Here is a 13,862-nt window from a genome sequence, read left to right on the forward strand (position 1 = left end):
TTTAAAGGTGTGACCATGTTTTGTGTGCAATGTGAACAAACCATTCGTACTCCAGCCGGCAACGGCTGCTCTTACGCGCAGGGAATGTGCGGTAAAACAGCGGAAACCTCCGATCTGCAGGATCTGCTGATTGCGTCACTGCAAGGCCTGTCCGCCTGGGCGCTCAAAGCGCGTGAATATGGCATTATCGATCATGAGGTCGACAGCTTTGCCCCCCGCGCGTTCTTCTCCACCCTGACCAACGTGAACTTCGACTCTCCGCGTATTGTCGGCTACGCCCGTCAGGCGATCGCGATGCGCGAGGCACTGAAAGCGCAATGCCTGGCTATTGATGCCAGCGCCGCGGTCGATAGCCCGGTCGCCGACCTGCAGCTGGTCAGCGACGATCTGGGCGACCTGCAGCGTCAGGCGGCGGACTATACCCCGAATAAAGACAAAGCCGCCATCGGTGAGAATATCCTCGGCCTGCGTCTGCTGTGCCTGTACGGCCTGAAAGGCGCGGCGGCCTATATGGAACACGCCCATGTGCTCGGCCAGTACGACAACGCTATTTATGCCCAGTACCATAAAATCATGGCATGGCTGGGAACCTGGCCGGCCGATATGAACGCTCTGCTGGAGTGTTCGATGGAAATCGGCCAGATGAACTTCAAAGTGATGAGCATCCTCGACGCCGGTGAAACCACCAAATACGGCCACCCGACGCCGACTCAGGTCAACGTTAAAGCCACCGAAGGGAAGTGCATCCTGATCTCCGGTCACGATCTGAAGGATCTTTATAATCTGCTGGAGCAGACAGAAGGCACCGGCGTCAACGTCTATACCCACGGCGAAATGCTGCCGGCGCACGGCTATCCGGAGCTGCGTAAATTCAAACATCTGATCGGCAACTACGGCAGCGGCTGGCAGAACCAGCAAGTGGAATTTGCCCGCTTCCCGGGTCCCATCGTGATGACCTCTAACTGCATCATCGACCCGACCGTCGGCGCCTACGACGACCGCATCTGGACCCGCAGCATCGTCGGCTGGCCAGGCGTCAACCATCTGGAAGGCGAAGACTTCTCTCCGGTTATTGCCCAGGCGCAGCAGATGGCGGGCTTCCCGTATAGCGAAATCCCGCATCTGATCACCGTCGGCTTTGGCCGTCAAACGCTGCTCGGCGCGGCGGATACACTGATCGATCTGGTCAGCCGCGAAAAACTGCGCCACATCTTCCTCGTTGGCGGCTGCGATGGCGCGCGCGGCGAACGTAACTACTTCACCGATTTTGCCACCAGCGTGCCGGACGATTGCCTGATCCTGACGCTTGCCTGCGGTAAATACCGCTTCAACAAGCTGGACTTTGGCGATATCGAAGGGCTGCCGCGCCTGGTCGACGCCGGGCAATGTAACGATGCCTATTCGGCAATTATTCTGGCAGTGACGCTGGCGGAAAAACTGGGCTGTGGCGTCAACGATCTGCCGCTGTCGCTGGTGCTCTCCTGGTTCGAACAGAAAGCGATCGTCATCTTGTTGACGCTGCTGTCGCTGGGGGTGAAAAACATCGTCACCGGCCCGACTGCGCCTGGCTTCTTCACGCCGGACCTGCTGGCGGTCCTCAACGAGAAGTTCGGCCTGCGTTCCGTCACCACCGTTGAACAAGATATGCAGCAGTTGCTGAGTGCGTAAGGAGTCCTGATGACTATGCCAACCCCCCAGTGCCCGTGGCGGATGCAGGTTCACCACATTCACCAGGAAACCCCGGACGTGTGGACCCTTTCGCTGCTGTGCCACGATTACTATCCGTACCGTGCTGGCCAGTACGCTCTGGTCAGCGTGCGTAACTCGGCGGAAACGCTGCGCGCTTATACCCTCTCTTCGACGCCGGGGGTCAGCGAATACATTACGCTGACCGTTCGTCGTATTGACGAGGGTGTGGGATCGCAGTGGTTAACCCGCGAGGTCAAACGCGGCGATTATCTTTGGCTGTCGGATGCCATGGGCGAGTTTACCTGTGACGACAAAGCGGAAGATAAATTCCTGCTGCTGGCCGCCGGCTGTGGGGTGACGCCGATCATGTCGATGCGCCGCTGGCTGGCGAAGCACCGCCCGCAGGCGGACGTGCAGGTTATCTATAACGTTCGTTCGCCGGAGGATGTCATTTTCGCTGAAGCGTGGCGCGAGTATCCGGTCACCCTGGTGGCGGAGCACCATGCCGCCCATGGCTTTGTTGCCGGACGCCTCACCCGCGAGCTGTTGCAAAGCGTGCCGGATTTAACCAGCCGCATCGTGATGACCTGCGGCCCGGCACCTTATATGGAGAAGGTCGAGCAGGAGGTGACCGCCTTAGGGGTCACCCGCTTCTATAAGGAGAAGTTTTTCACTCCGGTGGCGGAGGCGGCCACCAGCGGGTTGAAATTCACTAAACTGCAGCCGGCAAAAACGTTCTACGCGCCGGTTGGCACCACGTTGCTGGAAGCGCTGGAGAGCAATAAGGTGCCGGTGACCGTCGCCTGCCGCGCCGGCGTCTGCGGCTGCTGCAAAACCAAAGTGGTTTCCGGGAAGTACAACGTCACCAGCACCATGACGTTGACCGACGCTGAAATCGCCGACGGCTATGTGCTGGCCTGCTCCTGTCACCCGCAAAGCGATCTGGTTCTCGCCTGAGGTCAAAATCCCCGGTGGCGCTACCGCTTACCGGGGCTACAGCGTTGTGCGATTTGGTAGCCCGGAGAAGGCGCAATGCGCCGCCTCCGGGAAAATCCCTGGCGACAATAAACGCTCAGGCGACAGGAGATAAACGTTTTCTCAGACTGAAAAAGTTGCAAACCAACAACAGTATCGACTTTACGCCGCAGGACGAATGAGGCATTTTTACCGCCAAACCGACTGACCGGCCAGCGAATAACGCCCGGCGCCGAGCAACGCAATCGCCAGCGCGCCAACAAAGAAATAGGCCAGATTTTCGATCGCCCAGGCGCCCACCGCATCAAGCGCAAACGTCTTGTCGAGCCCAACCATCAGCCAGGCCACCACCATGGTGAAAGCCAGCACCAGCGCCGCCGGTCGCGTCAGAATACCGAGTATTAACAGGCAAGGTGCGAGGACCTCCCCCACCAGCACACCGTAGGCGATAAACCCCGGCAGCCCCTTCGCCACCAGCATGCCGCTGATACCCTCTACGCCATCCATCAGCTTGTGCAGACCGTGGAACAACATTAAGCCGCCGACGGCAAGTCGTAACAAGAATTTACCGGCATCGTCATGCGATAGCGTGTTATTCAATGTGTTTAACAATCCTTTAACCATTTGATGTTATTCCTGTTTTACACCCTGTGTGTTTACAGAGTATGCGCAGTCGAAGGCGAATAAAACCAGTAAAAAATAAGGGGTAATCGGTTACATTGCGTTCAGTTTCATCTAAGCTTGAAGGCGTTATCAAAAAAAGGAGATGGAAATCATGAAACAGACCGTGGCGGCATACATTGCCAAAACGCTGGAACAAGCCGGCGTGAAACGTATCTGGGGCGTCACCGGAGATTCCCTCAATGGATTGAGCGATAGCCTGAACCGCATGGGCACCATCGACTGGATGCCCACCCGGCACGAAGAAGTCGCCGCTTTCGCCGCCGGTGCGGAAGCGCAGCTGACCGGCGAGCTGGCGGTCTGCGCCGGTTCCTGCGGACCGGGCAACCTGCACCTGATTAACGGTCTGTTTGACTGTCATCGCAATCATGTCCCGGTGCTGGCCATCGCCGCCCACATCCCATCCAGCGAAATCGGCAGCGGCTATTTTCAGGAAACCCATCCTCAGGAGCTGTTCCGCGAGTGCAGCCACTACTGCGAGCTGGTCTCCACGCCGGAGCAGATCCCGCAGGTACTGGCAGTAGCGATGCGCAAAGCGGTGATTAACCGCGGCGTCTCAGTGGTGGTGCTGCCCGGCGACGTGGCGCTGAAGGCGGCTCCGGAGAGCGCCAGCAGCCACTGGTATCATGCGCCGCTGCCGACGGTCACCCCAGCGGAAGAGGAGCTGCGCAAGCTGGCGCAGCTTATTCGGTACTCCAGCAATATCGCGCTCATGTGCGGCAGCGGTTGCGCCGGTGCCCACCAGGAGCTGGTGGAGTTCGCGGCGAAAATTAAAGCCCCTATCGTCCACGCCCTGCGCGGTAAAGAGCACGTGGAGTACGATAACCCGTACGATGTCGGCATGACCGGGCTGATTGGCTTCTCCTCGGGTTTCCATACCATGATGAATGCCGATACTCTGATCCTGCTGGGTACCCAGTTCCCGTATCGCGCCTTCTATCCAACCGACGCCAAAATTATCCAGATTGACATCAACCCCGGCAGCATTGGCGCGCACAGTAAGGTCGATATGGCGCTGGTGGGCGATATTAAATCAACGCTGAAAGCACTCCTGCCGCTGCTGGAAGAGAAAACCGATCGCCACTTCCTCGATAAGGCGCTCGAACATTATCGTGACGCGCGAAAAGGGCTCGACGATCTGGCGAAACCCAGCGATAAGGCAATCCACCCGCAATATCTGGCACAGCAGATCAGCCATTTTGCCGATAAAGACGCCATTTTCACCTGCGATGTCGGTACCCCGACCGTCTGGGCGGCACGCTATCTCAAGATGAACGGCAAACGTCGCCTGCTGGGCTCGTTCAACCACGGCTCAATGGCCAACGCCATGCCGCAGGCCATCGGCGCCAAGGCCACTGCGCCGGAGCGTCAGGTGGTGGCCATGTGCGGTGACGGCGGGTTTAGCATGCTGATGGGGGATTTTCTGTCGCTGGCGCAGATGAAGCTGCCGGTGAAAATTATCATTTTTAACAACAGTGTACTGGGCTTCGTGGCGATGGAGATGAAGGCCGGGGGCTATCTGACTGACGGTACGGAACTCCACGACACTAACTTCGCCCGCATCGCCGAAGCCTGCGGTATTAAAGGTATCCGCGTGGAGAAAGCGTCCGAGGTAGATGAAGCGCTGCAGACCGCCTTTCGCACCGACGGTCCGGTACTGGTCGACGTCGTTGTCGCCAAAGAGGAGCTGGCGATCCCGCCGCAGATCAAGCTGGAACAGGCCAAAGGCTTTAGTCTGTATATGCTGCGGGCGATCATCAGCGGTCGCGGCGATGAGGTCATCGAACTGGCGAAAACCAACTGGCTCAGGTAAAACAGAAGCAATACGTTGAACCAGACCAAGGAAAAGCCGTGATCGATTTACGCAGTGATACCGTTACCCGTCCCGGGCGCGCCATGCTGGAGGCCATGATGGCCGCCCCGGTCGGGGACGATGTGTATGGCGACGACCCTACCGTCAATGAACTGCAGCGCTACGCCGCCAACCTGGCCGGCAAAGAAGCGGCGCTGTTTCTGCCTACCGGCACCCAGGCCAACCTCGTTGGCCTGCTCAGCCACTGCCAGCGCGGCGAAGAGTATATCGTCGGCCAGGGGGCGCATAACTATCTGTACGAAGCCGGCGGTGCGGCAGTGCTTGGCAGTATTCAGCCGCAGCCGATCGACGCCGCGGCGGACGGTTCGTTGCCGCTGGATAAAGTGGCGGCGAAAATCAAACCCGACGATATCCATTTTGCCCCAACCCGCCTGCTGAGTCTGGAAAACACCCACAACGGTAAAGTGCTGCCGCGCGACTATCTGCAGGAAGCCTGGGCGTTTACCCGCCAGCGCGACCTGGCGCTGCACGTCGACGGCGCGCGCATCTTTAACGCCGTGGTGGCCTACGGCTGCGAACTGCGTGATATCGCCCAATACTGCGACTCCTTCACCATCTGCCTGTCAAAGGGGCTTGGCGCTCCGGTAGGCTCGCTGCTGGTCGGCAGCGAGGCATACATTCGCCGCGCCGTTCGCTGGCGGAAAATGGTGGGCGGCGGTATGCGTCAGGCGGGGATACTGGCCGCTGCCGGGCTGTACGCGCTGAAAAATAACGTACAGCGCCTGCAGGAGGATCATGACAACGCCGCGTGGATGGCGGAGCAGCTGCGCGCCATCGGCGCCGACGTCACCCGCCACGATACCAATATGCTGTTCGTGCGCGTCGGCGAAGCGCAGGCCCTGGCGCTCGGCGAGTTTATGCAGGCGCGCGGCGTGTTGATCAACGCCTCGCCTGTTGTTCGTCTGGTCACGCATCTGGATGTCAACCGTCAGCAGCTGAGCGAGGTGGTCGCCCACTGGCAGGCTTTTTTACAACGCTAAGGAGTCAGGCGTGTCGCAATCAGTTCTGGTGCTCGGCGCCAGCGGCTATATTGGCCAGCATTTAGTGCGCGCATTAAGCGCGCGGGGCTATCCGGTGCTGGCGGCTGCACGCCATATCGACCGACTGCAAAAACTCGCTTTGCCCGGCGTCACCTGCCGGTCAATCGATCTCAATCAGCCGCAGGCTCTGCCTGCGCTGCTCACCGGTATCGATACCCTTTATTATCTGGTCCACGGCATGGGAGAAGGCGGCGATTTTATCGCCCATGAGCGCCGGGTCGCCACGCATGTGCGCGATGCCCTGCGCCAGATACCGGTGCGTCAGATTATTTTTCTCAGCTCGCTGCAGGCTCCGGCGCAGGAGCAGTCCGACCATCTGCGCGCCCGTCAGGTGACCGGCGATCTCCTGCGCGAGTCGGGCGTACCGGTGACCGAACTACGGGCCGGGATTATCGTCGGCGCCGGCTCCGCCGCCTTCGAGGTGATGCGCGACATGGTCTATAACCTGCCGGTGCTGACGCCTCCGCGCTGGGTTCGTTCGCGTACCACCCCTGTCGCGCTGGAAAATCTGCTCGTTGACCTCGTTGAGCTGCTCAATCATCCCTCCGGGGAACATCGCATCTTCGAAGCCGCCGGCCCGGAGGTGTTAAGCTATCAGCAGCAGTTTATTCGCTTTATGGCCGTCAGCGGCAAACATCGCCCGCTCATTCCCATTCCCCTGCCGACGCGCTGGATCTCGGTCTGGTTTCTTAACGTTATCACCTCGGTGCCACCCACCATCGCCAAAGCGCTGATCCAGGGACTGAAGCACGATCTGATTGCCGATGACCGCACCCTGCGCGCGCTGATCCCGCAAACGCTGATCCCCTTCGAACAGGCGGTTCGTCGTACGCTAAAAGAAGAAGAGCAACTGGTGAACTCCAGCGACTGGGGCTACGACGCCCAGGCTTTCGCCCGCTGGCGACCGGAGTACGGCTACTTTCCCAAACAGGCGGGTTGCACTGTCACCACCCAGGCGAGTCGCCAGGCGTTATGGCGGGTGGTGAACCAAATTGGCGGTAAAGAGGGGTACTTTTTCGGCAATATGCTGTGGAAAACCCGCGGGGCGATGGACCTGCTGGTCGGCCATCGGTTAGCCAAAGGGCGGCCGCCGCGCGACTATCTGCAGACCGGCGATACGGTCGACAGCTGGAAGGTGATAATCGTGGAGGAGGAAAAACAGCTCACCCTCTTATTCGGCATGAAAGCGCCGGGCCTGGGTCGCTTAAGCTTTACGATTAATGATAAAGGCGATTGTCGTGAGCTGGACGTGCGCGCCTGGTGGCACCCACACGGTATGCCGGGCCTGATTTACTGGCTGCTGATGATCCCGGCACACCTGTTTATTTTCCGCGGAATGGCGCAACGCATCGCCCGGCTGGCCGAACAAATCTCAGGCAGAGCTGAAGGATAAGCATTATTCTTTCATGATTCTCATTGCATAGTCGGGAGAATCACGGAAAAATGCGCACGAAATTCTTTTCTGGGACAGTAGAGTGATATGAAGGTACTGGTTACCGGTGCGACCAGCGGATTAGGGCGCAACGCAGTGGAATATCTGCGCAATAAGGGCATCAGCGTGCGAGCGACCGGGCGCAACGAAGCGATGGGTAAGCTTCTGAGCAAGATGGGGGCGGAATTCATCCCGGCCGATTTAACCGAGCTGGTCTCTTCGCAGGCTAAAGTGATGCTCGCCGGTATCGACACCCTGTGGCACTGCTCAAGCTTTACCTCACCCTGGGGCACTCAGCAGGCGTTCGATCTCGCTAACGTCCGTGCCACCCGTCGCCTCGGCGAATGGTCGGTGGCATGGGGCGTACGGAATTTCATTCATATCTCCTCGCCATCGCTCTATTTTGATTATCACCATCATCGTGATATCCAGGAAGATTTTCGCCCGCACCGCTTCGCCAACGAGTTTGCCCGCAGCAAGGCGGCTAGCGAGGAGGTGATCAACCTGCTGGCGCAGGCCAACCCGCATACTCGCTTTACGATTTTGCGCCCGCAGAGCCTGTTCGGGCCGCACGACAAAGTGTTTATTCCCCGACTGGCGCAAATGATGCAGCACTATGGCAGCGTCCTGTTACCGCGGGGCGGCAGCGCGCTGGTCGACATGACCTATTATGAAAATGCGGTACATGCGATGTGGCTGGCAAGCCAGCCGGCCTGCGACCACCTCCCCTCCGCCCGCGCGTGGAATATCAGCAACGGCGAACCGCGCCCCCTGCGCAGCATCGTACAGAAACTGATCGACGAGCTGGGCATCAAGTGCCGGATCCGCTCTGTTCCCTACCCGATGCTGGATATCATCGCCCGCAGCATGGAACGTTTTGGCGATAAAACCGCCAAAGAGCCCGCCTTTACCCACTACGGCGTCTCCAAACTTAACTTTGATTTTACGCTTGATATCACCCGCGCGCAGGATGAGCTGGGTTATCAGCCGGTGGTGACGCTGGACGACGGCATTGTGCGCACCGCCGCCTGGCTGCGCGATCACGGCAAACTTCACCGCTAACCCTGGCCGTATTTTTCTAACAACGCCTCGGCTATCGCCTCGGTTTGCGCATCCGCTACGCCATCCCAGCGCTGCGGGCGGAAGTGCATCTGAAAAGCGATAATCACCCGCTTCTTCTGCGCGGGGGTCATCTCCGGCGTCACCTGATAGCCATAGCGCGACAGCAAATCCAGCACGACTTCGGGGTCCACTGGCTCGCTGGCCGGCCGGCCATTCAGATAAAAGGCCACCCGCTGCTCGTCAGGCCAGGCGCCAATCCCCTGCTGCGCCAGCTGTTGCCAGGGGAATAACGGCCCCGGATCGTCTTTGCGCTGTGGGGCGATATCCGCATGGGCGACCACGTTCTGCGGCGCAATGTGGTAGCGGGCGATGATGTCCCGCGCCAGCGGGATCAGGGCCGCTATCTGTTCCGGGTTGAAAGGCGTAAAGCTTTTGCCACCGGCCGTCTTCTGCCAGCCGCGGTTTTCCAGTTCAATGCCGATGGAGGTATCGTTGATGCGCGTGCTACCGCGCCAGTAGCTTATCCCGGCGTGCCAGGCTAAATCTTCTTCTGGCACCAGCTGCCAGATCCGCGGTTTGTGCTGAAAACGCGGGGGCTTTTCGGGAATTAAATAGTGGGAGCTGACCTCTTTATCGGTCAACGTGGCCAGCGAGACATCAAAATTGTCAGCCGTATAGTGGATCACTAACACCTTTATTCGCGGATACGCGGCCTGCGCCGGATGACGAGTGTCCAGCTGATATCCATCGCGATCGATAATTCCCTTTTCCCCGGCACAGCCGGTTAGCAGCAACGCCAGCAGGGCGAACCACGCAATACGTTTCATTCCCTCTTCCTTGCCCGACAGCGTCTCCGGGTTAATAAGACCATTGATTTCGTCCTTTATTTTTCGCCTGGTACAGCGCACTGTCCGCCCGGGCGATCAGCGTCTCCATCGGAACCGTGCCATCGGAGGCGACGATCCCGATACTGACAGTCACCACCGCAGCCACCTCAGAGGCCTCATGGGGGAGCGCCGCCTCGTGAATTTTCTGCTGAATGCGCTCGGCAATCGCGGTGGCATGCGCCAAGGATACCCCAGGCAATGCGACGACAAACTCTTCCCCGCCGTAGCGAGCCACCAGATCGCCCTCAGCCCGGACCGCCATTTTAAGCACCTGAGCGACAGAAGATAAGCATTCATCACCGGCCTGATGGCCATAGTGGTCGTTGTAGCGTTTAAAGTAATCGACATCGATCATCATTAGCGCTAACGGTACATTCTGCTGCCAGAGCTGCCCCAGGAAGGCATCCAGCGCCCGACGGTTAGCCGTCCCGGTGAGAGCATCCTGGTTGGCAATACTCTCCAGCCGCTGAATAAGCTGCATATTCTCCTGATGGGTATCCCAGGCTTCATCATACCAGCGCTGCAGAATGCGCCGGCCATACAGCAGAATCGCCGTAAAGATAAACCACAGCGTCAAAAAACGGACTTCGGTGTCATAGTGAATCTGCATGCCTGCCAGCAAAGCGGTGGCCCACAGCGGCAGCATAAAAGCGATAATGCCCGGCCAGTGGTGATAGAGCGCGGTCAGGCCGGTGGTCATTAAAATCACCAGCAGCGGCCAGGCAAAGGGCAGCGTCCAGAAAAAGAGAAAACAGTAATTACTCAGGGACCAGCACAGGCTGAGCGCCAGCAGCAGACCGGTAATGATATTTAGCGTATGGCGCCCTTGCGCCAGGCGCGGCGTGACGGCAATGATAGCTAAAATCGCCGAAATAATAATGACTGCAATCAGCGCCACTTCAATATAAGGAATAACCGCCCGGTGCGTCAGTAGCTTCTGATCAAAATAAGTGAAGATAAAATTGCGGAAGAAAATCATTAACGCAAAAGCGATATTGACAAAGGCCAGCCAGGGCATACTCATGGACAGCGCATGGCGCTGAACATTATCTTTGGTGGCCCACAATGCGGCTCTCTCATCCTGAGCGTTCGCTCGCTTATTTGTTAACATCTTGTCTCCCTGGTGACCTGCATGACCATGGGCACACACCCCGCTCTTCTTTATGATAACCCATGTTGCCGGGAATGTCTGTCAACGCCCCACGCCGCCTCCCCCGGCTGCTTAAGCTGATTTTCAGCTAACGTCAGTACAAAATGGTTTGCATCCCCCCCTATGTGTAATTGACAAAAAAAAGCAAGCGTAATCAATGAGAATCATGTCATCTTTTCTTTAAAAAAGAGTTAACTAACTATCATAAAATTGCAGTATTTCGCTTGAAAAAAAAGCGGCGTTAGTACAATCTGAAACCGCTCATTGGTGAGTTAAAACAAGAGCATGATGATAGCAAAATAAACAATGGAGTTTAAAAATATGAAATATGCAGCTTTAGTGGCAGGTGCAGCATTGTTTTTAACAGCGAATGCCTTCTCCGCTGAGATTTTAACGAAAGAAGCCTTTAATAAGGTCCATACCCAATATACCAAAATTGGCACCATTTCTTCGACCGGCCAGACGGCGCCGAGCGATGCCCGTGAAGAACTGATTAAAAAGGCCGATGAAAAAGGCGCGGACGTCATCGTGCTCTCCTCCGGTAATACGGATAAAAAACTGCACGTCTCCGCTAATATCTATAAGAAGAAATAATTAACCTTATATCCCAAGAAACATTACTCTATTTTCGGGGTAATGTTTCTTGTTTGCAGAACAAGTGAATTTATTTTTATACCTCATGCATTTTCCTGCCTGATACGCCGCCATCCTTCCCACACGCATTTCCAGTACAAAGCCTGTTGCGACATCAAGGTCTTAGCTCTTTGCGTCAAGTACAATCCGCACGCTATACGCTATGCTTTAACGGAAACTGAAAACGTAGTTCGCTTATAAGGAAATCATCATGCGCTACAAACTCCTTGCAGTACTTCTCCCTTGCGCGCTGGCGCTCAGCGCCTGTACGACCGTGACCCCGGCCTATAAAGATAATGGCACCCGCAGCGGCCCCTGCGTTGAAGGCGGCCCTGACGACGTAGCGCAAAAATTCTACGACACCCAGATCCAGAATCGTACTCAGGATCCGGCGGCGCTGCGCCCCTATCTGAGCGACGGCCTGGCGCAGTTACTCAATGACGCCCGCCAGGATCCCGCCAACAGCAAATTGCTGCAGGCTAATCCGTTCTCCAGCAGCAGCACCCCGGCAGACAGCGCCGTCGTCGCCAGCGCCTCAACCATTCCTAACCGTGACGCGCGGAATATTCCCCTGCGCGTCGAGCTGAAGCAGGGAACCCAGAGCTGGAAAGACGAAGTGCTGATGATTCAGGAAGGCCAGTGCTGGGCGGTCGATGACGTTCGTTATCTCGGCAACAACAGCCATGCCCCGGCCGGGACGTTGCGACAGAGTCTGGAAAAACGTTAATTCCGGAGTTGAAGCCACGCCGCTGAAACGATAACCCCGGTAAAATGTCGGTATTCGCCCCGGGAATGCCGACATTTGCGCCTCCCCCCCCCATCAGGCCATATTTTGTGCTACCTTTAAAGCTAAACGTGGTTTAGATTTAACTTTTAACGCATAAATATTGCATAACTATTCTGCCAAAGGTACTATTTGCGGCCTCAATAGCTATTCGTATCAGACTGCCCAGATGAGTATTAAACTAAACGGCATTAATTGCTTCTACGGCGCACACCAGGCGCTGTTCGACATCACGCTGGATTGCCCGCAGGGGGAAACGCTGGTGCTGCTCGGCCCCAGCGGTGCCGGGAAGAGCTCGCTGCTGCGCGTACTCAACCTGCTGGAAATGCCGCGTTCCGGTTCGTTAACCATTGCCGGAAACCATTTTGACTTCAGCAAAGCGCCGTCCGATAAAGCGATACGCGAACTGCGTCAGAACGTCGGCATGGTCTTTCAGCAGTACAACCTGTGGCCGCACCTGACGGTACAGCAGAACCTGATCGAAGCTCCCTGTCGCGTACTGGGGTTAAGCAAGGATCACGCGCTGGCCCGTGCAGAAAAGCTGCTGGAGCGTCTGCGCCTGAAGCCGTACAGCGACCGTTACCCACTGCATTTATCCGGCGGTCAGCAGCAGCGCGTGGCAATCGCTCGCGCGCTGATGATGGAGCCGCAGGTCCTGCTGTTCGATGAACCTACCGCGGCGCTTGACCCGGAAATCACGGCTCAGATCGTCAGCATCATCCGCGAGCTGGCTGAAACCGGCATCACCCAGGTTATCGTCACCCATGAAGTTGAAGTGGCGCGTAAGACGGCCAGCCGGGTGGTGTATATGGAAAATGGCCATATCGTTGAGCAAGGGGATGCCTCCTGCTTCACGCATCCGCAAACCGACGCGTTTAAAAACTATCTTTCACATTGATGTTTTTCGGGGAAATGACGATGAAAAAAGTACTGATTGCCGCTCTGCTCGCAGGCATGAGCCTCTCCGCTTCCGCTGCGCAGACCATTCGTTTCGCCACCGAGGCTTCCTACCCTCCGTTTGAGCTGGTGGACGCCAACAACCAGATCGTCGGTTTCGATGTCGATCTGGCTAACGCGCTGTGTAAAGAGATCGATGCCACCTGTACCTTCACCAACCAGGCTTTCGACAGCCTGATCCCCGGGCTGAAGTTCCGCCGTTTCGACGCGGTCATGGCCGGGATGGACATCACCCCGGAGCGTGAAAAACAGGTTCTGTTCTCCGCGCCGTACTATGACAACTCGGCGCTGTTCGTCGGCCAGCAGGGCAAGTTCACCAGCATTGACCAGCTGAAGGGTAAAAAAGTGGGCGTGCAAAACGGCACCACTCACCAGAAATTCATCACCGATAAACATCCGGAAATCACTACCGTTCCTTACGACAGCTACCAGAACGCAAAACTGGATCTGCAGAACGGCCGTATTGACGCGGTCTTCGGTGATACCGCGGTGGTGACTGAATGGCTGAAGAGCAATCCGAAGCTGGCGGCCGTAGGCGATAAAGTGACCGACAAAGCCTATTTCGGCACCGGGCTGGGCATTGCCGTGCGTCAGGGCAACACCGACCTGCAGCAGAAATTCAACGCTGCGCTGGAAAAAGTGAAGAAAGACGGCACTTACCAGACCATCTATAACAAATGGTTCCAGAAGTAAGACTGA

General features: G+C 57.2%; 13 protein-coding genes. 10 read left to right on the plus strand and 3 right to left on the minus strand.

What is annotated here, in order from left to right; all coding sequences use genetic code 11:
* Window positions 1–15 precede the first annotated feature (15 nt).
* Together hcp and hcr are read left to right on the plus strand one after the other, a co-directional pair.
* A complete protein-coding gene (hcp, locus tag B8P98_RS18735; RefSeq protein WP_080897600.1) occupies window positions 16–1,668 on the plus strand; it encodes a hydroxylamine reductase in 1,653 nt (550 codons plus the stop codon).
* Window positions 1,669–1,677: 9 nt separating this feature from the next.
* The gene (gene hcr, locus B8P98_RS18740) at window positions 1,678–2,646 is read left to right on the plus strand and encodes an NADH oxidoreductase (RefSeq protein ID WP_080897571.1); all 969 of its coding nucleotides are present in this window, start codon (window positions 1,678–1,680) and stop codon (window positions 2,644–2,646) included.
* Between the two features lie 207 nt (window positions 2,647–2,853).
* Here the strand turns inward: hcr and B8P98_RS18745 are convergent, their stop codons facing one another.
* Window positions 2,854–3,288, minus strand: a complete 435-nt coding sequence (locus B8P98_RS18745) for a DoxX family protein (protein WP_080897572.1) — start codon at window positions 3,286–3,288, stop codon at window positions 2,854–2,856.
* 151 nt (window positions 3,289–3,439) lie between these two features.
* Between B8P98_RS18745 and poxB the strand changes: the two genes are divergently transcribed.
* The 4 genes from poxB to B8P98_RS18765 all read left to right on the plus strand — a co-directional run bounded on the left by poxB (window position 3,440) and on the right by B8P98_RS18765 (window position 8,752).
* A complete protein-coding gene (gene poxB, locus B8P98_RS18750; RefSeq protein ID WP_080897601.1) occupies window positions 3,440–5,158 on the plus strand; it encodes a ubiquinone-dependent pyruvate dehydrogenase in 1,719 nt (572 codons plus the stop codon).
* Window positions 5,159–5,196: 38 nt separating this feature from the next.
* Complete coding sequence (gene ltaE / locus B8P98_RS18755) at window positions 5,197–6,198, plus strand: low-specificity L-threonine aldolase (RefSeq protein WP_080897573.1); 1,002 nt, start codon at window positions 5,197–5,199, stop codon at window positions 6,196–6,198.
* 10 nt (window positions 6,199–6,208) lie between these two features.
* A complete protein-coding gene (locus B8P98_RS18760) occupies window positions 6,209–7,651 on the plus strand; it encodes an SDR family oxidoreductase (RefSeq protein WP_080897574.1) in 1,443 nt (480 codons plus the stop codon).
* A gap of 87 nt (window positions 7,652–7,738) precedes the next feature.
* Window positions 7,739–8,752 carry an NAD-dependent epimerase/dehydratase family protein gene (locus tag B8P98_RS18765; RefSeq protein WP_025712990.1) on the plus strand — a complete coding sequence of 338 codons (1,014 nt, stop codon included), beginning with the start codon at window positions 7,739–7,741 and terminating at the stop codon, window positions 8,750–8,752.
* Here the strand turns inward: B8P98_RS18765 and B8P98_RS18770 are convergent.
* The gene (locus B8P98_RS18770; protein ID WP_025712991.1) at window positions 8,749–9,579 is read right to left on the minus strand and encodes an N-acetylmuramoyl-L-alanine amidase; all 831 of its coding nucleotides are present in this window, start codon (window positions 9,577–9,579) and stop codon (window positions 8,749–8,751) included. The genes B8P98_RS18765 and B8P98_RS18770 overlap by 4 nt on opposite strands.
* 31 nt (window positions 9,580–9,610) lie before the next feature.
* Entirely contained in the window at window positions 9,611–10,750 is a 1,140-nt protein-coding gene (locus B8P98_RS18775; RefSeq protein ID WP_025712992.1) for a GGDEF domain-containing protein, read from the minus strand.
* 360 nt (window positions 10,751–11,110) lie between these two features.
* Here B8P98_RS18775 and yahO point away from each other — a divergent pair, with 360 nt between their 5' ends.
* From yahO to artI, 4 genes are all read left to right on the plus strand, one after another.
* Entirely contained in the window at window positions 11,111–11,383 is a 273-nt protein-coding gene (yahO, locus tag B8P98_RS18780) for a DUF1471 family periplasmic protein YahO (protein WP_008805825.1), read from the plus strand.
* Between the two features lie 250 nt (window positions 11,384–11,633).
* Window positions 11,634–12,149, plus strand: a complete 516-nt coding sequence (locus B8P98_RS18785; RefSeq protein WP_012968629.1) for a lipoprotein — start codon at window positions 11,634–11,636, stop codon at window positions 12,147–12,149.
* A 226-nt stretch (window positions 12,150–12,375) separates the two neighbouring features.
* Window positions 12,376–13,104 carry an arginine ABC transporter ATP-binding protein ArtP gene (gene artP, locus B8P98_RS18790; protein ID WP_080897576.1) on the plus strand — a complete coding sequence of 243 codons (729 nt, stop codon included), beginning with the start codon at window positions 12,376–12,378 and terminating at the stop codon, window positions 13,102–13,104.
* Window positions 13,105–13,124: 20 nt separating this feature from the next.
* Window positions 13,125–13,856: an arginine ABC transporter substrate-binding protein ArtI gene (gene artI, locus B8P98_RS18795; RefSeq protein WP_080897602.1), complete on the plus strand. Its 732-nt coding sequence runs from the start codon at window positions 13,125–13,127 to the stop codon at window positions 13,854–13,856.
* Window positions 13,857–13,862: the final 6 nt, after the last annotated feature.

Origin of the sequence: Klebsiella quasivariicola (assembly GCF_002269255.1) — a bacterium.
Classification (GTDB): Bacteria; Pseudomonadota; Gammaproteobacteria; order Enterobacterales; family Enterobacteriaceae; genus Klebsiella; species Klebsiella quasivariicola.